General features: G+C 69.4%; 18 protein-coding genes. 7 read left to right on the top strand and 11 right to left on the bottom strand.

The window, feature by feature from the left end; translation table 11 throughout:
• Positions 1-10 precede the first annotated feature (10 nt).
• Complete coding sequence (locus tag ADK36_RS22390; RefSeq protein ID WP_053198747.1) at positions 11-745, top strand: helix-turn-helix domain-containing protein; 735 nt, start codon at positions 11-13, stop codon at positions 743-745.
• A 47-nt stretch (positions 746-792) separates the two neighbouring features.
• Here the strand turns inward: ADK36_RS22390 and ADK36_RS22395 are convergent, their stop codons facing one another.
• Positions 793-1,818: an ATP-dependent 6-phosphofructokinase gene (locus tag ADK36_RS22395; protein WP_048582879.1), complete on the bottom strand. Its 1,026-nt coding sequence runs from the start codon at positions 1,816-1,818 to the stop codon at positions 793-795.
• A 240-nt stretch (positions 1,819-2,058) separates the two neighbouring features.
• On the opposite strand from ADK36_RS22395, the gene pta reads away from it, so the two are divergent.
• From pta to pyk, 3 genes are all read left to right on the top strand, one after another.
• On the top strand, positions 2,059-4,161 hold the full coding sequence (pta, locus tag ADK36_RS22400) for a phosphate acetyltransferase (protein ID WP_048582880.1): 2,103 nt from the start codon (positions 2,059-2,061) through the stop codon (positions 4,159-4,161).
• The gene (locus tag ADK36_RS22405) at positions 4,158-5,384 is read left to right on the top strand and encodes an acetate kinase (protein ID WP_053198749.1); all 1,227 of its coding nucleotides are present in this window, start codon (positions 4,158-4,160) and stop codon (positions 5,382-5,384) included. The genes pta and ADK36_RS22405 overlap by 4 nt, the downstream gene beginning before the upstream one ends.
• Positions 5,385-5,466: 82 nt before the next feature.
• Positions 5,467-6,897 (top strand): pyruvate kinase, encoded by a 1,431-nt coding sequence (gene pyk / locus ADK36_RS22410; RefSeq protein ID WP_048582882.1) that lies wholly within the window; start codon positions 5,467-5,469, stop codon positions 6,895-6,897.
• 117 nt (positions 6,898-7,014) lie between these two features.
• Here pyk and ADK36_RS22415 read toward each other — a convergent pair whose 3' ends face one another.
• From ADK36_RS22415 to ADK36_RS22435, 5 genes are all read right to left on the bottom strand, one after another.
• Positions 7,015-7,404 carry a hypothetical protein gene (locus tag ADK36_RS22415; RefSeq protein ID WP_159391182.1) on the bottom strand — a complete coding sequence of 130 codons (390 nt, stop codon included), beginning with the start codon at positions 7,402-7,404 and terminating at the stop codon, positions 7,015-7,017.
• 140 nt (positions 7,405-7,544) lie between these two features.
• Positions 7,545-8,912 carry a membrane-bound hydrophilic protein gene (locus ADK36_RS22420; protein WP_048582884.1) on the bottom strand — a complete coding sequence of 456 codons (1,368 nt, stop codon included), beginning with the start codon at positions 8,910-8,912 and terminating at the stop codon, positions 7,545-7,547.
• Entirely contained in the window at positions 8,902-9,486 is a 585-nt protein-coding gene (locus ADK36_RS22425; RefSeq protein ID WP_048582885.1) for a DUF6114 domain-containing protein, read from the bottom strand. Before ADK36_RS22425 ends, ADK36_RS22420 begins: the two co-directional genes overlap by 11 nt.
• Before the next feature lie 142 nt (positions 9,487-9,628).
• Entirely contained in the window at positions 9,629-10,267 is a 639-nt protein-coding gene (locus ADK36_RS22430; RefSeq protein WP_048582886.1) for a DUF6230 family protein, read from the bottom strand.
• Between the two features lie 662 nt (positions 10,268-10,929).
• On the bottom strand, positions 10,930-11,904 hold the full coding sequence (locus ADK36_RS22435; protein WP_048582887.1) for a tetratricopeptide repeat protein: 975 nt from the start codon (positions 11,902-11,904) through the stop codon (positions 10,930-10,932).
• 222 nt (positions 11,905-12,126) lie between these two features.
• On the opposite strand from ADK36_RS22435, the gene ADK36_RS22440 reads away from it, so the two are divergent.
• On the top strand, positions 12,127-12,768 hold the full coding sequence (locus tag ADK36_RS22440) for a TetR/AcrR family transcriptional regulator (protein ID WP_048582888.1): 642 nt from the start codon (positions 12,127-12,129) through the stop codon (positions 12,766-12,768).
• Between the two features lie 27 nt (positions 12,769-12,795).
• Here ADK36_RS22440 and ADK36_RS22445 read toward each other — a convergent pair whose 3' ends face one another.
• The 5 genes from ADK36_RS22445 to ADK36_RS22465 all read right to left on the bottom strand — a co-directional run bounded on the left by ADK36_RS22445 (position 12,796) and on the right by ADK36_RS22465 (position 17,156).
• On the bottom strand, positions 12,796-14,496 hold the full coding sequence (locus ADK36_RS22445; RefSeq protein ID WP_053198752.1) for an acyl-CoA mutase large subunit family protein: 1,701 nt from the start codon (positions 14,494-14,496) through the stop codon (positions 12,796-12,798).
• Positions 14,497-14,570: 74 nt separating this feature from the next.
• Positions 14,571-14,903 carry a DUF3817 domain-containing protein gene (locus tag ADK36_RS22450; RefSeq protein ID WP_048582890.1) on the bottom strand — a complete coding sequence of 111 codons (333 nt, stop codon included), beginning with the start codon at positions 14,901-14,903 and terminating at the stop codon, positions 14,571-14,573.
• A gap of 77 nt (positions 14,904-14,980) precedes the next feature.
• Positions 14,981-15,490 (bottom strand): MarR family winged helix-turn-helix transcriptional regulator, encoded by a 510-nt coding sequence (locus ADK36_RS22455; RefSeq protein ID WP_048582891.1) that lies wholly within the window; start codon positions 15,488-15,490, stop codon positions 14,981-14,983.
• Positions 15,491-15,553: 63 nt separating this feature from the next.
• Complete coding sequence (locus ADK36_RS22460; protein ID WP_048582892.1) at positions 15,554-15,868, bottom strand: antibiotic biosynthesis monooxygenase family protein; 315 nt, start codon at positions 15,866-15,868, stop codon at positions 15,554-15,556.
• Positions 15,869-15,887: 19 nt separating this feature from the next.
• Positions 15,888-17,156, bottom strand: a complete 1,269-nt coding sequence (locus tag ADK36_RS22465) for a cytochrome P450 family protein (RefSeq protein ID WP_048582893.1) — start codon at positions 17,154-17,156, stop codon at positions 15,888-15,890.
• Between the two features lie 144 nt (positions 17,157-17,300).
• Here ADK36_RS22465 and ADK36_RS22470 point away from each other — a divergent pair, with 144 nt between their 5' ends.
• Together ADK36_RS22470 and ADK36_RS22475 are read left to right on the top strand one after the other, a co-directional pair.
• Complete coding sequence (locus ADK36_RS22470) at positions 17,301-18,956, top strand: FAD-dependent oxidoreductase (RefSeq protein WP_048582969.1); 1,656 nt, start codon at positions 17,301-17,303, stop codon at positions 18,954-18,956.
• Positions 18,957-19,090: 134 nt separating this feature from the next.
• Positions 19,091-20,059 carry an amidohydrolase family protein gene (locus ADK36_RS22475; protein ID WP_048582894.1) on the top strand — a complete coding sequence of 323 codons (969 nt, stop codon included), beginning with the start codon at positions 19,091-19,093 and terminating at the stop codon, positions 20,057-20,059.
• Positions 20,060-20,070 lie beyond the last annotated feature (11 nt).

Genomic DNA, 20,070 nt, shown 5'->3' on the forward strand with positions numbered 1-20,070 from the left:
GTTGTGCCCCGTGCGCCGACCCCAAGCCCAGCCGAACCAGCCCAACCGCTCCAGCCGCCGAACCCCGCCCACTCCCCCGTTCAACGCCCCCGCCGCCCGCAGACTCCGCGCCGCCCTCAACATGGGGCCCGAGCACGTCGCCTACGGCATGCGTTCCTCGTACGGACTGCCCTACGTCACCCAGGACCTCGTCGTCGCCTGGGAACGCGAGATCGCCGCGCCCGACAACAACGAGCTCACCGCCCTCGCAGGCGTGCTCTGGTGCTCGCCCAGTGAGCTGCTCGGCAAGCCCCGGACGCTGCGCGAACACCGCATCGCCCGGGGCCTCGCGCCCGAGGACGTGGCGCGCATCGTCGGGCATGAACTGGTCGCGTACCTCCGCATGGAGGAGAACGACGGCTGGGAGGGCACCGACCGCCAGTCCGCCGCCCTCGCCGATGTGCTCGGCCTGACGGTCCCGGACCTCATCACCGTCACCGGCCGTGACACGAAACTCGCCGAGCTGCTGCGCAGTGCCGTGACGACGCGCTGGCAGGCGTACGTACGTCCGGTCGGCAAGATGGTGCCCCTGGACCGGCGTCTCCTGGGGGACGCCCTCCAGGAGCTGCACCAGAACTACCAGGGGCAGATGACCGCCACGCTCAGCTGGGGCGGCGCCGGCAGTGAGTCCAGCGCGGCCGGCCGCGAGTTCCTGGACCGGATCGTGGACCATTTCTGGGCGACGGTCGGGGGCGCCACGGCCTGAGCGCTCAGCGGTCGTACCGCGCCGCGCGTGCCGGGTCCTGCCGGGCCCTAGAACACCGACTCCGCCTCGTCCATCCGGTCCTTCGGCACCGTCTTCAGCTCGGTCACGGCCTCCGCCAGCGGCACCATCACGATGTCGGTCCCGCGCAGCGCGGTCATCCTGCCGAAGTCGCCCCGGTGCGCGGCCTCCACCGCGTGCCAGCCGAAGCGGGTGGCGAGGACACGGTCGTACGCCGTGGGCACACCGCCGCGCTGGACATGGCCGAGGATGACCGGCTTGGCCTCCTTGCCGAGGCGGCGCTCCAGCTCGAAGGCGAGGGCCGTGCCGATGCCCTGGAAGCGCTCGTGGCCGTACTGGTCGATGGCGCCCTTGCCGTAGTCCATGGTGCCGTCGGCGGGGTGGGCGCCCTCGGCGACGCAGATCACCGCGAACCTCTTGCCGCGCGCGAAGCGCTCCTCGACCATCTTCACCAGGTCGGCGGGGTCGAAGGGGCGCTCGGGCAGGCAGATGCCGTGGGCGCCGGCCGCCATGCCGGACTCGAGGGCGATCCAGCCCGCGTGGCGGCCCATGACCTCCACGACCATCACGCGCTGGTGCGACTCCGCCGTCGTCTTCAGGCGGTCCATGGCCTCGGTGGCCACGCCGACCGCCGTGTCGAAGCCGAACGTCCGGTCCGTCGAGGAGATGTCGTTGTCGATCGTCTTGGGGACCCCGACCACCGGCAGGCCGGCGTCCGACAGCATGCGGGCCGCCGTCAGGGTGCCTTCGCCGCCGATCGGGATCAGCGCGTCGATGCCGAAGTCGCGGGCGATGTCGACGGCGCTCTCGCACGCCTCACGCAGCCGGTCGCGCTCCAGTCGCGACGAGCCCAGGATGGTGCCGCCGCGGGCCAGGATGCCGCTGACCGCCTCCAGGTCGAGACCGCGGTAGTGGCCGTCCAGCAGGCCCGCATAGCCGTCCTCGAAGCCGATCACCTCGTCGCCGTACTGCGCGACGGCTCGGTGCACGACCGACCGGATCACGGCGTTCAGGCCGGGGCAGTCGCCGCCTGCGGTGAGAACTCCGATACGCATCGTGCTGTGTCTCCTGCTCGCTGTTGACACCGGTGAGCCAGTCCGATTGTTTCACGTCCGCGAGGACGATGTCGCTCTCGTACTGACGGGCGCCTTATCCACCGCCAAGGGTATTGTCAAGAGGGTTTCGCTCACCTCACTGGGCGATTTTGCGACCCCGTGATGGCGGCCCCCATGGCGGGCACCCGCATGACGACGACACACGAAAACGACGGACGACAGACGAAACGGAGAGCACGCGTGACGCGCAGCGTGTACGTGACCGGTATCGACCGCGGCGACGGACGACAGGTCGTCGAACTGGGGGTCATGGAGCTCCTGACCCGTCAGGTCGACCGGGTGGGGGTGTTCCGGCCGCTGGTCCACCACGTCCCCGACCGCCTGTTCGAGCTGCTGCGCTCCCGTTATCGCCTCTCCCAGGACCCGGCGACGGTCTACGGCATGGACTACCACGAGGCGTCCGCCCTCCAGGCCGAGCGCGGGACGGACGAGCTGGTGTCCACGCTCGTCGACCGGTTCCACGCCGTCGCCCGCGACTACGACTTCGTGCTCGTCCTCGGCACCGACTTCGCCGACACCCAGCTCCCGGACGAGCTGTCCCTCAACGCCCGGCTCGCCAACGAGTTCGGCGCGAGCGTCATACCCGTCGTGGGCGGCCGCAAGCAGACCGCCGAGTCGGTGCTCGCCGAGACGCGCAACGCCTACCGGGCGTACGAGAACCTGGGCTGTGACGTGCTCGCCATGATCACCAACCGGGTGGCCCGGGACGACCGGGACGAGATCGCCCAGCAGCTCCGGTCGCGGCTGCCCGTGCCCTGTCACGTCGTCCCGGACGAGCCCGCGCTGGCCGCGCCGACCGTGTCGCAGATCGCCCAGTCCCTGGACGCGAGGGTCCTGCTCGGTGACGACTCGGGGCTCGCGCGCGACGCCCTGGGCTTCGTCTTCGGTGGCGCGATGCTGCCGAACTTCCTGACCGCCCTGACCCCGGGCTGCCTGGTCGTCACCCCGGGCGACCGCGCCGACCTGGTCGTCGGCTCGCTGGCCGCCCACAGCGCCGGCACCCCGCCGATCGCCGGCGTGCTGCTCACCCTGGACGAGCACCCCGGCGACGAGGTCCTCACCCTCGCCGCCCGCCTCGCCCCGGGCACCCCGGTGCTCTCGGTGCCGGGCTACAGCTTCCCCACGGCCGAGCAACTCTTCTCCCTGGAGGGGAAGTTGAGCGCGGCCACCCCGCGCAAGGCGGAGACCGCCCTCGGCCTGTTCGAGCGGTACGTCGACACCGGCGACCTGCTGAAGCGGCTCTCGGCGCCGAGCAGCGACCGGGTCACGCCGATGATGTTCGAGCACAAGCTGCTGGAGCGGGCCCGCTCGAACATGCGCCGCATCGTGCTGCCCGAGGGCACCGAGCCGCGCGTGCTGCACGCCGCCGAGGTGCTGCTGCGCCGCGACGTCTGCGACCTCACGCTCCTGGGCCCGGTCGACCGGATCCGCAAGCAGGCCGCCGACCTCGGTATCGACCTGGGCGACTGCCGGCTGATCGACCCGGCGACCAGCGAACTGCGCGACACCTTCGCCGAGAAGTACGCCCAGCTCCGCGCGCACAAGGGCGTCACCGTGGAGCTGGCGTACGACGTCGTCTCCGACGTGAACTACTTCGGCACGCTGATGGTGCAGGAGGGCCTCGCGGACGGCATGGTGTCGGGTTCGGTCCACTCGACGGCCGCGACCATCCGCCCGGCCTTCGAGATCATCAAGACCAAGCCGGACGCCGGCATCGTCTCCTCGGTCTTCTTCATGTGCCTCGCCGACAAGGTCCTCGTCTACGGCGACTGCGCCGTGAACCCCGACCCGAACGCCGAGCAGCTGGCCGACATCGCCATCCAGTCGGCGGCCACCGCCGAGCAGTTCGGTGTGGAGGCGAGGATCGCGATGCTGTCGTACTCGACGGGTACGTCCGGTTCCGGCGCCGACGTCGACAAGGTGCGCGAGGCGACCGAGCTGGTGCGCGAGCGGCGGCCCGACCTGAAGACCGAGGGGCCGATCCAGTACGACGCGGCCGTGGAGCCGTCGGTCGCGGCGACCAAGCTGCCGGAGTCCGACGTCGCCGGTCAGGCCAGCGTGCTGATCTTCCCGGACCTCAACACCGGCAACAACACCTACAAGGCGGTGCAGCGCTCCGCGGGCGCCATCGCCGTCGGCCCCGTGCTCCAGGGTCTGCGCAAGCCGGTCAACGACCTGTCCCGGGGCGCCCTGGTCCAGGACATCGTCAACACCGTCGCCATCACGGCGATCCAGGCCCAGTCCCCCGCCCCGTCCCACCACGAGAAGGCCACCGCCCAGTGAGCTCGTCGTCCCGCGTCCTCGTCCTCAACTCCGGCTCCTCGTCGGTGAAGTACCAGCTGCTCGACATGCGCGACAGCAGCCGGCTGGCCATGGGCCTCGTCGAGCGCATCGGCGAGGAGACCTCCCGGCTCAAGCACACCCCGCTGGCGAGCGGCGGCGAGAGCCGCGAGTGGACCGCGCCCATCGCCGACCACGACGCCGCCCTGAAGGCCGTGTCGGCGGAGCTCGCCAAGGACGGCCTCGGGCTGGACTCGCCCGAGCTGACCGCGATCGGCCACCGGGTGGTGCACGGCGGCAAGCGGTTCACCGAGCCGACCGTCATCGACGACGCCGTACTCGCCGAGATCGAGCGGCTCATCCCGGTGGCCCCGCTGCACAACCCGGCCAACCTCACCGGCATCCGCACGGCCCAGGCGCTCCGCCCCGACCTGCCCCAGGTCGCCGTCTTCGACACCGCGTTCCACACGACGATGCCGGAGTCGGCCGCCCGCTACGCCATCGACGTCGAGACCGCCGACGCCCACCGGATCCGCCGGTACGGCTTCCACGGCACCTCGCACGCGTACGTCTCCCGGGCCACCGCGAAGCTGCTGGGCAAGGCGCCCGAGGACGTGAACGTCATCGTGCTGCACCTCGGCAACGGGGCGTCCGCGTCCGCCGTACGGGGCGGTCGTTGCGTGGACACCTCCATGGGGCTGACGCCTTTGGAGGGGCTCGTGATGGGTACGCGCTCCGGTGACACGGATCCCGCCGTCATCCTCCATTTGGCGCGTGTTGGCGGAATGTCCATCGCGGAAATCGACACTCTTCTCAACAAGAAGAGCGGATTGATCGGCCTGTGCGGCGACAACGACATGCGGGAGATCCGCCGACGGATCGACGAAGGTGACGAGCGGGCCCAATTGGCCTTCGACATCTACATTCACCGACTGAAGAAGTACATCGGGGCCTATTACGCGGTGCTCGGCCGGGTGGACGCGATCGCGTTCACGGCCGGCGTCGGCGAGAACGCGGCGCCGGTGCGGGAAGCCGCCGTGGCGGGCCTGGAACAGCTGGGCCTCGCGGTGGACGCCGAGCTGAACGCCATACGCGCCGACGGGCCGCGGCTGATCTCGCGGGCGGGCGCGCGGGTCGCGGTCGCCGTGGTTCCGACGGATGAAGAACTGGAGATCGCGACGCAGACCTACGCGCTGGTCGGGAAGAACATCAAAACGGTTGAGTAACACGGCTGAGCAAAGCGCAGCTCATTTGTATCTTCCGCCAGACGGAATATTCCGTAGCGAAACAAACCGATAGGATCGTCCCATGCGCCGTTCGAAAATCGTTTGTACTCTCGGCCCCGCGGTCGACTCCCATGAGCAGCTTGTCTCGCTGATCGAGGCCGGCATGAATGTGGCCCGCTTCAACTTCAGCCACGGCACCCACGAAGACCACCAGGGGCGGTACGAGCGCCTGCGGGCCGCCGCCAAGGAGACCGGGCGGGCCATCGGTGTGCTCGCCGACCTCCAGGGCCCCAAGATCCGGCTGGAGACCTTCGCCGAGGGCCCCGTGGAGCTGGAGCGCGGTGACGAGTTCGTCATCACGACCGAGGACGTCCCGGGTGACAAGCAGATCTGCGGGACCACCTACAAGGGGCTGCCGGGCGACGTCTCGCGCGGCGACCAGATCCTCATCAACGACGGCAACGTCGAGCTGAAGGTCCTGGACGTCGAGGGCCCCCGGGTGAAGACGATCGTCATCGAGGGCGGTGTCGTCTCCGACCACAAGGGCATCAACCTGCCCGGCGCGGCCGTGAACGTGCCGGCGCTGTCCGAGAAGGACGTCGAGGACCTGCGGTTCGCGCTGCGCATGGGCTGCGACATGGTCGCCCTGTCCTTCGTCCGGGACGCCCACGACGTGCAGGACGTCCACAAGGTGATGGACGAGGAGGGCCGCCGCGTCCCCGTCATCGCCAAGGTGGAGAAGCCGCAGGCGGTGGCGAACATGGAGGACGTCGTGATGGCGTTCGACGCCGTGATGGTCGCCCGTGGTGACCTCGCCGTCGAATACCCGCTCGAAAAGGTCCCGATGGTGCAGAAGCGGCTCATCGAGCTGTGCCGCCGCAACGCCAAGCCGGTGATCGTGGCGACCCAGATGATGGAGTCGATGATCACCAACTCCCGTCCGACCCGCGCCGAGGCCTCCGACGTGGCCAACGCCATCCTGGACGGCGCCGACGCGGTGATGCTGTCCGCCGAGTCGAGCGTGGGCGCGTACCCGATCGAGACCGTCCGGACGATGTCGAAGATCGTCGCCGCGGCCGAGCAGGAACTGCTCAGCAAGGGCCTGCAGCCGCTGGTCCCCGGCAAGAAGCCCCGTACGCAGGGCGGTTCGGTGGCCCGTGCCGCCTGCGAGATCGCCGACTTCCTCGGCGGCAAGGGCCTGGTCGCCTTTACCCAGTCCGGCGACACCGCTCGCCGCCTGAGCCGCTATCGCGCCGCCCAGCAGATCATCGCGTTCACCACGGACGAGTCCACCCGCAACCAGATGACGCTCAGCTGGGGCGTGGAGCCGCACGTCGTGCCGTTCGTCAACAGCACCGACGAGATGGTCGACCTGGTGGACCAGGAGATCGTCAAGCTCGGCCTCTTCAACGAGGGCGACATCGTGGTCATCACCGCCGGCTCCCCGCCCGGGGTTCCGGGTACGACGAACATGGTCCGCGTCCACCACCTCGGTGGCGGCGCGCGGGACTGACCGTCCCGACGCCCCCCCTGTAGGGCCTGTACGACGCACGAGGGCGCCCCCTGGAGCAGGGGGCGCCCTCGTCCATGTGTGCAGCGGTTTCGTGTGCTCAGCGGCTTCCGCGGGGTGTCACGCCTCTGCCACCGCCCGGACGACGGCAAAGGCCAGGGCGTGGAAGTTCTCGCGGTAGAAGCCGAAGCGGATGTGGAACGGCTCCTCCGCGAAGAGGCCACCGCGCTCGACGAACATGGCCGGCGCGGCGGTCAGCGCGCTGTGCGCCATGTGGAGTTCCGCCAGCGTGAGGTGGAAGTCGCGGGACTCCGTGTGCCGTCCGGCCAGACGTGCCACGAGCGCGTCGACCGCCTCCCGGCCCGCGCCGACCAGCAGGGTCAGCTCCGTGTCACCGGAGTCCCGCTCGCTCAGATAGCTCAGCGCCTCGTACATCGCCGATGCCTGGCGGGGCGTGAGCCGGGCGAGGAAGGCGTCACCGTCGCGGGTCAGCTTCAACTGGGTTCTCAAACGTCTCTCCTGCGGAAGGGGACCGAGCCGTGCATGGCTGTGGCCCGGCCCTCGAACGAGGGACCGGGCCACAGCCGGTGTGCGGCTCCCGAACGGGCCTGTGGGGGGCGTCCGGCGGGGGTGCCCCGGGACGCCCCGGCTCAGTCGGTGACGAAGTTGTGCAGGCCGGGCACGTGCAGGGTGCCGCCGAACTGGCCGGCCTGGGTGACCTTCACCTTGGTGAAGTAGATCAGCGGGATGTTCAGCGGCGGCGGGTGCTCCGGGTCGAACGTGATCGGGATCAGGCCGAGCAGGTTCCCCGAGATGCTCTCGGTGTACATCACCGTCTTGCCGTCGCGGATCGTGGACGTCGAGCCCGCGGCCGCCTGCACGTGGTAGGTCTTGCCGGACTGCTCGTCCTTCACCGTCTGGTGCAGGTCGCCGATGTCGGTGCCGTCGGAGATGACGTACTTGAGCACCTTCTTGGTGGTGCCGTTGGCCGTCTTCACCTTGACGATGCCCTGGTAGTCGGCGCCCTTCAGCAGCAGCGAGCTGGCGTTCAGGTACCACGGGTCGTCGGGCAGCGGCACGGGGTTGTCGACGCCGCCCTCCTCGTCCGTGGCGGCCGGGCAGTTCTCCGGGTCCGTGGTGGAGCTCGCGGAGGGGCTCGGCGTGGCGGTGGCCTCGTCGGCCGCCTCCTGGGCCGCCTCGGTGGCGTCCTTCACCGTGTCGGACGCCTTGCCGGTGGCGCCCTCGACGGTGTCCTTCACCGTGTCGGTGGCCTTCTCGGCGGTCTCCTTGACGGGGTCGGAGCCCTCGGAGGTGTCCGTACCGGAGTCGGAGGAGCCGTCGGACGCCTCCTCGCTCGCGCTCGCGGAGGGCGTCGGCGTCGGGCTCGCGGTCTCCTCGGAGGAGTTGCCGCCCGTGAAGACGTCCTCGATGGCGTCGCCGATGTTCTCCAGCAGGTTGCCGCCGCTCTCGGACGGCGAGGGGGACGCCGTGGCGGTGTCGCCGGACTGGGCCTCGCCCGACTTGCTCGGGGAAGGCGTCGGCGTGGGCTCGGCCGCCTCGTCGGAACCTGAATCCGCCGAGGAGGAGTCGCCCGCGGAGCCCGATGAACCCGCAGAGCCCGAGGAGTCGGAAGAACCCGAGGAGTCGGAGGAGTCCTCGCCCGCGGACGCCGACGGGGTCGGCTCGGCCGTCTCGTCCTTGTCCGTGGACTCACTGGCGCTCGGGGACGGGGACGCGGAGTCCTCGTTCTCCAGCGCCGCCACGCACTCCTTGTACTCGTCCGCCGTGAGGCTGTTGGACGTCGGCTTCGTGGCATTGTCGCTGTCGGCCTGGGCGAGCGTGGGCGTGAACCCCATTCCCATGAGGACCGCGGTGGGCATCGCCGCCAGGGCTATCGCCTTGCCGGCCGGCATGTGGAACCTGGTGAACAGCGGCTTCTTGGGTGCCGCGTGTCGCGGCCCGGTTCTCACACGGGACTTGTCCACCTCAGTCCCGTGGGTCACCTCGTCAGCCGGCACTGTGCCTCCCGTTCGCCCCGTTCGCCGGGCTCGTTCCTGACAGATCGTTCGACGTGCCCCACGCGTCCGCGTCCTGAACGGGCTTGAGGACCGTGGTGTCGGGGTCCACGCCCTCGGGAGCGCCACCCGTTCCCGTCGTGCCCTGCTGCGCCTGCTCCGAGTCGGGCGGCGTGCCCTCGACCCACGACACGGCCATCGCTCCGCCGACGAGGGCGAAGAGGAAGCCGATGAGGAAGCCACCGAGGTTGGACAGCGGGATGGAGACGAGCGCCAGCAGGATCGCCGCGACGCCCGCGAAGGTGCGGACGTGCTTCTGGAACCACAGAGTGAAGCCCAGGACGACGAGCAGCACACCGATGATCAGGGAGCTGGAGCCCCCCGCGGTCTGCATCGCCAGCGTCAGGTGACCGATCTGGAGGTTCGCGTACGGGAAGTAGGCGATCGGGAGTCCGCCGAACATGACGAACAGACCGGCCCAGAACGGCCTCGTACCCCGCCAGGCGCGGAAGTTCCGCCGAAAGACCCGGAGGTAGTGCTCGTCATGGCCGGGCGCGGCAGGAGTCTCGGCGCTCATCGAAAACAGCTCCCTGGTACAGCGTTGCTGTGATGGTGGTGCGGTGGTGGTGAGTTGTGGTGCCTGTGACCACTTGTGAAGAAAGCGGGCGGAGAGTGGACGGGCGGGGGCGCCATCGGCTCCCCCGCCCGTCAGAGAGTGCTTAGTAGCACTCCTTGACACCCGTCGACAGCGACATCTTCAGACCGCTGAGCTTGAAGGTTCCGGCGGTGGTCGCCCACGCCGTCTGCTTCACGCCGACCAGCGTGGCCTTGTCGGCCTGCTGGGCGAACCCGAAGGGGTTGGCCTGCTCGCCGCCGCCCTTCATGCCCGGACCCTTGCTGGCGTCCTTGGCGGCCACACCGATGTCGATGTTCTCGAACGTGGCGTCGGCCTGCAGGTCGGCCACGTCGATGTACAGGTTCTTGGCCTCGACCGGCTTGTTCGGGTCTTCACCCGCCCGCAGGATCAGGCTGACGCTCCCGAGGATCGGGACGTCGGGGGTGACCACGGACTGGCAGAGGCTGTTGATCGTCGCGGACTTGAAGCCCGAGACCGCGACGGGGTGAACCGTCTTCTTGCCGGAGAGCGTGTAGCCCTCGTCAAGAGCGCCGTACTGCGAGAAACCCGTACCGACGAGCTTGTCGGTCGTGACCTTGAACGACTGGCCGGAGACACTGAACGACGCGGCGAGAGCGCCCTGCGCGAGGGCGACACCTATCGCAGCCGTGGCGGCGACGCTGGGCACCATGACCACAGCGAACCGCTTCCATCTGGTCCCGCCACGCACCTGGGACTCCATATTTCCTCCTTCTCGGACGTACATCTCCTGGCCCTTGCTGCCACCGTCGACTCGACGGCTCAGCCGGGCAGGGATGGGAGAAGTGCTACGTCCTCGGGAAGGAGAGCGCCTGCGCTCGGTGGCGCGAACCGCGCCCGAATCACCGGCGATCACCCCCGAGCGACAACCACTGGTCGCGCCTGACACGCATCACGCACAACCTTGCTGGACAGGCTTCGCCGGGTGGGCGAAGACCCCCCTGTCCAAGAGCCGGCGCCACTGCCGCCGACTCTGCTCGGTGGGGACCCAGGAACTCCCGTGACCCGACCGGCTGTCGGGGTGCGGAAATGGACCGAGCGTGGCCGATCGTGGTGCATTCTCGCCGCCCGCACAAGGGGCTTCGTTACTCAGTAGTAACGGCCGGATAACCGAACAACGACCCGCCGGTCTCGGGCAGCGACGCAGGGTGTTGTCCAGTGACCGGACAAGTCCAGTAATCACCGGACAGAATCCGACAGAACGACGCCCGCGACTTACCCGCAGTAACTGTGGCCGCGATTACCAAGATTTGGTAAAGCGCGGCCACAGTGATGCCCTGTCAGCAAATCTTTCACTCCGGCAACACGTGCCGCTGCGTTTAGTGACTGGTCAGAACGGGGCCGACGCCCCGCCCGAAGGCCCGGTCAGAACAGTGCGCGCGCCAACGCCCGGCGCGCCGCCGCCACCCGCGGATCCTCGGCGCCCACGACCTCGAACAGCTCCAGCAGCCGAAGCCGTACGGTCTCCCGGTCGTCACCCACCGTGCGCTGCACGGTGTCGATGAGCCGCCCGAAGGCGTCCTCGACATGTCCGCCCACCAGATCCAGGTCGGCGGCGGCGATCTGCGCCTGCGCGTCGGCGGGCTTGTCGGCGGCGTCCTTGCGCACCTGCTGCGGGTCGGCACCCTGCACGCGCTGCAACAACTCGGCCTGGGCGAGTCCGAGTTTCGCCTCCATGTTCGCCGGGTCCTCGCTCAGCACGTTCTTGTACGCCTGGACGGCACCGGCCAAATCCCCCGCGTCCAGGGCCTGTACGGCGGCTTCGAGCAACGCGTCGTAGGGGCCGACCGGTACGGCGGGAGCACTCTGGGCACCACCGGGCTCGGCGTCGGGGTCGACGGTGAGGCCGGTGAGACCGAACCGCTGCTCGGCTACGGTGACGAGCTGATCCAGCGTCTCGCGGATCTGCGCCTCACCGGCCGCCCCCTGGAAGAGCGGCAGCGCCTGGCCTGCGACGACGGCGAACACAGCGGGGATCCCCTGCACCCCGAACTGCTGCATCAGCATCTGGTTGGCGTCGACGTCGATCCTGGCGAGCAGGAACCGGCCGTTGTACTCGACGGCGAGCCGCTCCAGTACCGGGCTCAGCTGCTTGCAGGGCTCGCACCACTCGGCCCAGAAGTCGATGACGACGGGCACCTCGGCGGACCGCTGAAGGACGTCCCGCTCGAAGCCCGCCTCATCGACGTCGATGACGAGGTCCGCGGGCGACACGCCCCCTCCCCCGCCCTGCCGGGCGGCCTCGGCACGCGCCTGCTCCGCCTTCGCCTTGGCCTCCTGGGCCGCCTTCACCGCGGCGAGGTCGACGACCCCGCTCATGGACATGTTCCGTGGCTGCATGCGTCTATCCTCCCCCGTCCGGCGCGCACTGTGAAAAGCGGTGTGAAAGCCGGGCTCGTCCGGCCGTGATTTCGACGCCGGGTCCCCACCCCACGTCAGTGGTCGTCGCTTTCGCTACGAGTCGTAGCGTAATGGCATCGAGTGCCTCCGGGACACCACCCCCCGGTGATCTCCCTCACGACCACACAGAATCCCCGGATATCCCGGGGATATGGTCGGAGAATGCAGAGCCGCACCCCCGCCACCACCCGCCCCGGCCGCCCGCGCAGCGCGGCCGCGGCCACGGCGATCCTGGCGGCGACGCGGGCAGCGCTGGTCGAACTGGGCTGGTCCAAACTCACCCTGGGAGACGTGGCCGCACGCGCGGGGGTTGCGAAAACGACCATTTATCGCCGCTGGCCCGGCAAGAACGAGCTGGTGGTCGACGCCGTGGCGGAACTCTTCGACGAACTGGAGCTCCCCGACCGGGGCTCCCTGGCCGCCGACATCGAGGGCGTGGTCCTTCAGTTCGCGGCGATCCTGGACCGGCCCGAGGCCAGGAGCGGCCTGATGGCGGCGGTGGCGGAGTCGACGAGGGACGAGGCGCTGCGGGAACGTATCAGGGACTCGATCGTCGAGCGCCAGAAGCGCCTGGTCCTTCAGGGCCGGACCCGCGCCCAGGCACGCGGCGAGCTTCCCCCCGAGTCCTCCGACCCCGAGGACGCCGCCCGCACGGTCGACCTCATCTTCGACGTCGTCGCCGGCGCGGTCGTCCACCGCACCCTGGTGAGCGGCCGCCCGGCCGACGAGGAGTGGGTGCGCGGCTTCACCCAGGTGCTGCTGCTGGGCCTGCGGGGAGCGGCCGCGTCCCCCGACGGTCCCTGAGCCGGTACGTGAGCGGTGGCGGGCGTCTCAGAAGCCCGCCGGCTCCGTGTACACCCCCCACTCGTCCCGCAGCACCCCGCAGATCTCGCCGAGGGTCGCCTCCGCGCGGACCGCGTCCAGCATCGGCTCGATCATGTTGGCGCCGGTCCGGGCGGCGGCCAGCATGGCGTCGAGGGCCGTCCGGACCGCCGTCTCGTCCCGCGCCGTGCGTCGCTCGGAGAGCACCCGCACCTGCTCCCGCTCCACCTCGTGGCTCACCCGCAGGATCTCCAGGTCGCCGGTGACGGAGCCGGTGTGGGCGTTGACGCCCACGACCCGCTTGTCACCCTTCTCCAGCGACTGCTGGTACCGGAACGCGGACTCCGCGATCTCCCCGGTGAACCAGCCGTCCTCGATCCCGCGCAGGATGCCGGACGTGATCGGCCCGATCGGGTGCTGCCCGTCCGGGTGCGCCCGCAGTCCCCGCTCCTTTATCTGTTCGAAGATCTTCTCGGCGTCGGCCTCGATCCGGTCGGTCAGCTGCTCGACGTACCAGGCACCGCCCAGCGGATCGGCCACGTTGGCGACGCCGGTCTCCTCCATGAGGACCTGCTGGGTGCGCAGGGCGATCTCCGCGGCCTGCTCGGACGGCAGGGCGAGGGTCTCGTCGAGGGCGTTGGTGTGCAGCGAGTTCGTCCCGCCGAGCACGGCGGCCAGCGCCTCCACGGCCGTACGGACGACGTTGTTGTACGGCTGCTGCGCGGTCAGCGAGACACCGGCGGTCTGGGTGTGGAAGCGCAGCCACTGGGCCTTGTCGGTCCGCGCGCCGTACACGTCCCGCATCCAGCGCGCCCAGATCCGGCGGGCGGCCCGGAACTTGGCGATCTCCTCGAAGAAATCGACGTGCGCGTCGAAGAAGAAGGACAGGCCGGGGGCGAAGACGTCCACGTCCAGCCCGCGCGACAGGCCCAGCTCGACGTACCCGAACCCGTCGGCGAGGGTGTACGCCAGCTCCTGCGCGGCCGTCGATCCGGCCTCGCGGATGTGGTAGCCGGAGACGGACAGCGGCTTGTAGGCGGGGATGCCGGCCGCGCAGTACTCCATGAGGTCGCCGATGAGGCGCAGGTGCGGCTCGGGCTGGAAGAGCCACTCCTTCTGGGCGATGTACTCCTTGAAGATGTCGGTCTGGAGGGTGCCGTTGAGCACGCCCGGGTCGACGCCCTGGCGCTCCGCCGCCACCAGGTACATGCAGAAGACCGGTACGGCCGGGCCGCTGATGGTCATCGACGTCGTCACGTCGCCCAGCGGGATGTCCTTGAACAGGACCTCCATGTCGGCGGCCGAGTCGATGGCGACCCCGCAGTGCCCGACCTCGCCCAGCGAGCGCGGGTCGTCGGAGTCGCGTCCCATGAGCGTCGGCATGTCGAAGGCGACCGAGAGTCCGCCGCCGCCGTTGCGGAGAATCATCTTGTAGCGCTCGTTGGTCTGCTCGGCGTTCCCGAACCCGGCGAACTGCCGGATGGTCCACGTCCGCCCTCGGTAGCCGGTGGGGTACAGGCCGCGGGTGTAGGGGTACTCCCCGGGCCACCCGATCCGTTCGAAGCCCTCGTAGGTGTCTCCAGGCCGGGGCCCGTAGACCGGCTCCACGGGATCCCCGGAGAGCGTCGTGAAGTCTGCGTTGCGCTTGCGCGCGGCGTCGTACCGGGCCTGCCAGCGGCGGCGGCCCTCCTCGATGGCGTCAGCGTCCATACCTTCGAATTTACTAGGACGTCCTAGTAAATGTCGATGGGAGAACCGCCGTACGCGTCGGTACGGCGGTTGCGTCAGGCCTTGGCGACAGCCGGGACCGGCCCGCTGACCAGGGGCTCGACCTGGGCTGTGACCTTGCGCTCGACGAAGAAGGCGGCGAAGGGAATCGTCCCGGAGAGCAGCACCCACAGCAGCTTGCCGAACGACCACTTGGCCTTGGAGCCGAGGTCGAAGGCGAAGACCAGGTAGATGATGTAGAGGAAACCGTGGACCTGGGAGACGGCGAAGGTGACGTCCTCGCCCTTGTCGAAGCCGTACTTGAACACCATGCAGGTGCACAGCACGAGCAGCATGACGGCGGTGACGTAGGCCATCACCCGGTAGCGGGTCAGGACGCTCTTCTTCATGCGTACGAGCGTAACCACCGGTTCCGGGAGATCTTGCCCCGGGCCCCGGCTCGGCTCTCCCCGGGTCTCCCCCGAGGTCAGCTCTCCTCGAAGTCGTGCGCCGCCACCCGCAGCGGACGCAGCATCGCGAAGATCTCCGCGCACTCCTCCGCGTCGTACACGCCGAGGCCGAAGTCCATGGCCATCAGGTCGCGGGTGGCCGCCTCGACGACCTCCCGGCCCTTCTCGGTGATGGAGGCGAGCGTGCCGCGCCCGTCGTTGGGGTTGGGCCGCTTGTCGACCAGGCCGGACCTGACCAGCCGGTCGACGGTGTTCGTCACGGACGTGGGATGCACCATGAGCCGCTCGCCGATCTTGGACATCGGCAGCTCGCCGGCCTTGGCGAAGTTGAGCAGCACCAGCGCCTCGTACCGCGCGAACGTCAGCCCGTACGGCTTGACCACCGAGTCGACCTCGGCGAGCAGGATCTGCTGTGCGCGCATGATCGAGGTGATGGCGGCCATCGACGGCACGTTTCCCCAGCGCTGCTTCCAGAGTTCGTCGGCGCGCGCGATGGGGTCGAAGGGAAGACTGAGCGGCTTCGGCACGCGACCGACCTTACCGGCCGGTCACATGCCGGTCAGCCCTGTCTCGCCTTTCGGTCGGCCGCTCTACTCGACCACCAGGTCGGCCAGGTCCCTGATCCGGAAGACCGAGGTCGACCGGTCGTCGTGCAGGCAGGCGTTCATCGGTCCGACCAGGGCCTGGTGATCGGGGTCGGTCCGCCACCGCTGGACGGACTCCAGGCTCTCCCACTCGCTGGTGAGCAGCCATCGGGCGGGATCGTCGAGGGAGCGGCAGAGCTGCTCGCCGAGGTGTCCGGGGAAGCGCTCGGCGCGTTTCAGCACGGACCGGTAGGAGTCCACGAAGTCGCTCTCGCGTCCCTCCCGGACGTGGAGCAGTCGCATGACGCGCACACGTTCCATGGGTTGCACGGTGCTCCCGTCAGGACGGGTCGAGGACGACCGGGAGTTCCGCCAGCCCGCGGAAGGCGGGGAACGGCACGGTCATCCAGCGCGCGTCCTCCGGTGCCACGGCCAGGGTCATCCGGGGGAACCGGGCGAAGAGCGCGGTGAGGGCGAGCTGCATCTCCAGCCGGGCGAGCGGCGCGCCGATGCAGTAGTGCGGGCCGTAGCCGAAGGCGAGATGGGTCGCCTGGACGTTCGGGCGCCGGACGTCCATCTCGTCGGGCGCGGCGAACATCTCCGGGTCGCGGTTGGCCCCGGTGATCGAGATCTGGACGAGCGCACCCTTGGGGATGAGGACGTCCCGGATCACGACGTCCTCCTTCGCGTGCCGGAAGGTCGAGTTCTCCACGGAGGTCTCGAACCGGAAGATCTCCTCGATGGCCGCGTTCATGGAGTTCGCGTCCCGGAGCGCCAGTTCCTTCTGGTCCGGCCGGCTGAGCAGGTGGTAGACGGCGTTTCCGATCTGGTACGCCGTCGACTTGTGGCCCGCGAAGAGGAGCACCCACGCCGTCGAGACGAGTTCGTGGTCGGTGAGCGCGCCTTCCTGGTCCTGGGCCGTGACGAGTGCGCTGAGCAGACCTCCGTCGGGCTCCTGCCGCTTCCGCGCGCACAGGTCGACGAGATAGTCGCGCAGGTTTCCCTCGGCGATTTCCAGCTTCTTTCGCGCCTCCGGTCCGAAACCGGTCTGCGCGACGGTGGCGGACCATTCCTGGGCCTGCTTGCGCTCGTTCTCCGGAACGCCCAGGAGTTCACAGATCACATGCAGCGGCAGCGGGAAACAGAACTCGGGGAGCAGGTTCACCGCGCCCGACGTCGGGCATGCGTCGAGCAGTTCGTCGGTGATCTGCTGGACGCGCGTCCGCAGCGATTCCACTCTTTTCGGAGTGAAGGTGCTGCCGACGATTCTCCGGAGTCTGGTGTGCTTCGGGGGGTCCGAGAAGAGCATGTTGTCGTCGAGCGCGATCGACGAGTCGCCGAAGATGCGGTGGTAGGCGTCGATGGCGCCGTACATGTCCTTGCTCAGCCGCGGGTCGGCCAGGGCGGCCCGGGCGTCGTCATAACGCGTGATGAGGTACGTCTCGACACCGTGCGGCGGAGACAGCGGGCAGACCGGCGCCTTCTCCCTGAGCGCGGCGTACACGGGATGCGGGTTGGCCCGAAACTCCCGGGTGCAGTTCGAGGCCGCTGCCGCGGCCTCCTCGGGTGACAGTGCCTCGGATTCCTCGGATGCGAATGCTTGCGTCATGACTGGTCCCCGGGTCGGCGTGAATTTCCGTGGTCGGTGCCACAGTTTCCCGGGCGACAGGGCGTCGCAAACGGTGCTGGTCCATATGGGTCGGCTCGCCGGATGACGTGTGTGTGACAGTCCTCCTTGGTAAACATCGTCGACGTGAGCGGACACGAAGCGGAATCTGTACCAGTTCTCATCGTCGGCGGTTCCCTGGTGGGTCTTTCCACTTCGGTTTTCCTTGGGCGCCTCGGAATTGAGCACATGCTCGTGGAGCGGCATGCCGGGACATCGACGCATCCGCGTGGCCGCGGCAACAACGTGCGCACCATGGAGATCTACCGGACCGCCGGCCTGGAGTCGCGTATCCGGGCGGCAGCCAGCGTTCTCGCCGGGAACGACGGCATTCTCCAGGTCGACAGACTCACCGGGACGCAGCGCCGCTGGATCGTCGGGGACATCTCCGGAGGCATGGACATCTCCCGGGTGAGTTCCTCGGACTGGTGCCTGTGCAGCCAGAACGACCTCGAACCGGTGCTGCTGGAGTACACCCGCGAGCAGGGTGCCGACATCCGCTTCAACTCGGAGCTGCTCTCCTTCACCGAGCACGCGGACGGCGTACGGGCGCAGATCAGGAACCGGGAATCCGGCGAGACCTACACGGTGGACGCCGGGTACCTGGTGGCCGCCGACGGCCCCCGCAGCCCCGTCCGGGGCCACCTGGGGATCGGCCAGTCGGGGCCGGGAGAGCTGTTCCACAACGTCAGCGTGACGTTCCGCAGCAGGACCCTGCAGAACCACGTCGGAGACAGGCGGTTCGTCGTCTGCTACGTCACCGACCCCGACGGGGAAGGCGCCTTGCTGCCGGTGGACAACAAGGAGCGATGGGTGATCCACGTTCCCTGGTACCCCGATCGCGGCGAGGAGTTGGAGGACTTCACCGACGAACGGCTGACGGCACACATCCGCGCCGCCGTCGGAGCGCCGGACATCGACGTCGAGATCACCGGCAAGGCGCCCTGGCACGCCTCGAAGCGGGTGGCCGACAGCTACGGCGCCGGCCGCGTCTTCCTGGCCGGCGACTCGGCCCACGAGATGCCGCCCACCGGGGCGTTCGGCTCCAACACCGGGATCCAGGACGCCCACAACCTCGCCTGGAAGCTCGCCGCGGTACTGCGCGGCTGGGCCTGCCCCTCGTTGCTCGACAGCTACGAGCTCGAACGACGGCCCGTCGCCCTCGCGACCGGCACACGCGCGTGCGTGCAGGCGGCCGACGAACAGCACCCGGGGTTCAGTCCCGCCGCCGGACGCAACAACGACCCGGCTGACCTGATGACCGTCGCCCTCTGCTACCGGTACGCGTCGAACGCCGTGGTGGGTGCCCACGCGGAGCAGCCGATCGTCCCCGACACCTTCCAGCTGGGGGGTGAGCCGGGCAGCCGCGCGCCCCACATGTGGGTGATGCGAGGGGACAGCAGGATCTCCACGCTCGACCTGTACGAGCGTTCCTTCGTACTGCTCGCCGGGTCCGGCGGGCAGAAGTGGCGCAGCGCCGTGGAGAAGGCCTCCCTGAACCTGGGCGTCCCGGTGGAGGCGTATCTCGTGGGAACGGGACCCGATCACGACCTCGCCCCCGATACGGACGCCGACTGGGCGGAGCTGCACGGCACGGCCGAGGACGGTGCCCTGCTCGTGCGCCCGGACGGATTCGTCGCCTGGCGGGCGGACGCCGCGATGCCGGACGCCGATCGCGTGCTGACGAACGTGCTGCAGAGCGTGCTCTGCCGCGAGGGCGCTCCGCTGGATGTGCCGCGATAGGCCGTCGACCGTCCGCGGGCCCGTCGTGGTTGGTCGCGCCCTCGCGGCGGAGCCGCACATCGGTACAGCCCCGCGCCCCCGAGGGGCGCTGCCGAACCGTCCGCCATCCCACACCGAACGACTAGGACACCGTTATGACCCTTGCCGGACGCATCGACGTCCATCACCACTTCACCGCCCCGGCCTGGCTGGACTGGGCCGAGGCCCGCGGTGTCGTCAGCCGCGAGAAGCTGCCCTGGTGGACCCGCTGGGACCTGAACGCGGCGCTGGAGATCATGGACAAGACGGGGATCGCCACCTCCGTCATGACCGTGGCGATGCTGGGCCGGCTGCGGGAGCGCGCCGAGCGCCAGGAGAGCGCACGGGTCGCCCTGCGGGCGGCGGCCGACGTCGTCGAGGCCAACCCCGCGCGGTTCGCCTTCTTCACCCCCGTCTTCCTCGACGACCCGGAGCTCTCCTCGTGGAGCGTGCGGCACGGTCTCGACGAGCTCGGGGCGATCGGGGTGTCCACCCGGACCAGCGTCAACGGTGTCTTCCTCGGTGACGAGTCGCACGACCGTCTGCTGCGGGAGCTGAACGAACGGTCCGCGGTCATCAGCACGCACCCCATGGAGGTGGCGGTCCCCGGCAAGGACGGCGGCGAGGGGCTCCCGGGCACGCCGCCCTTCGTGTGCGACTTCCTGCTGGACACCACGCGTGCGGCCATCAACCTCATCAGGAACGGCACCCTGGACCGCTATCCGAACCTCAGCTTCATCCTTCCGCACGGAGGGGGCTTCCTCCCCTACATGGCCACCCGGCTCGACCTCTTCGGCGGGCGGATCAACCCGCCGATCGAGCCCGGCCGGGTCCATGACTACCTGCACCGGTTCTACTTCGACACCGCCGGCCCCATGTCGCCCTCGGCGACGCCCACCCTGCTGGCCGCGGTCGATCCCGACCGCATCCTCTTCGGCACCGACTGGCCGCCCACCCCCGCGCACGTCATCGTCGACAGCGTGACACCCGCCCTGGACAGCGACCCCTTCCTCTCGGAACAGCAACTCCAGGGCATCAACCGGGAGAACGCGCTGCGACTGATGCCCGGGCTCGCGGGCCGTTGAGGCGCACGAGA

Source organism: Streptomyces viridochromogenes (genome assembly GCF_001270495.1).
In the GTDB taxonomy this organism is placed as follows: Bacteria; Actinomycetota; Actinomycetes; order Streptomycetales; family Streptomycetaceae; genus Streptomyces; species Streptomyces viridochromogenes_A.

What these genes read in the sequence shown, in the direction of transcription:
- ADK36_RS22395 (WP_048582879.1), bottom strand. Translation starts at nt 1,818, where the DNA reads ATGCGTATCGGAGTTCTCACCGCAGGCGGCGACTGCCCCGGCCTGAAC.
- pyk (WP_048582882.1), top strand. Translation starts at nt 5,467, where the DNA reads ATGCGCCGTTCGAAAATCGTTTGTACTCTCGGCCCCGCGGTCGACTCC.
- ADK36_RS22425 (WP_048582885.1), bottom strand. Translation starts at nt 9,486, where the DNA reads ATGAGCGCCGAGACTCCTGCCGCGCCCGGCCATGACGAGCACTACCTC.
- ADK36_RS22430 (WP_048582886.1), bottom strand. Translation starts at nt 10,267, where the DNA reads ATGGAGTCCCAGGTGCGTGGCGGGACCAGATGGAAGCGGTTCGCTGTG.
- ADK36_RS22435 (WP_048582887.1), bottom strand. Translation starts at nt 11,904, where the DNA reads ATGCAGCCACGGAACATGTCCATGAGCGGGGTCGTCGACCTCGCCGCG.
- ADK36_RS22440 (WP_048582888.1), top strand. Translation starts at nt 12,127, where the DNA reads ATGCAGAGCCGCACCCCCGCCACCACCCGCCCCGGCCGCCCGCGCAGC.
- ADK36_RS22445 (WP_053198752.1), bottom strand. Translation starts at nt 14,496, where the DNA reads ATGGACGCTGACGCCATCGAGGAGGGCCGCCGCCGCTGGCAGGCCCGG.
- ADK36_RS22450 (WP_048582890.1), bottom strand. Translation starts at nt 14,903, where the DNA reads ATGAAGAAGAGCGTCCTGACCCGCTACCGGGTGATGGCCTACGTCACC.
- ADK36_RS22460 (WP_048582892.1), bottom strand. Translation starts at nt 15,868, where the DNA reads ATGGAACGTGTGCGCGTCATGCGACTGCTCCACGTCCGGGAGGGACGC.
- ADK36_RS22465 (WP_048582893.1), bottom strand. Translation starts at nt 17,156, where the DNA reads ATGACGCAAGCATTCGCATCCGAGGAATCCGAGGCACTGTCACCCGAG.
- ADK36_RS22475 (WP_048582894.1), top strand. Translation starts at nt 19,091, where the DNA reads ATGACCCTTGCCGGACGCATCGACGTCCATCACCACTTCACCGCCCCG.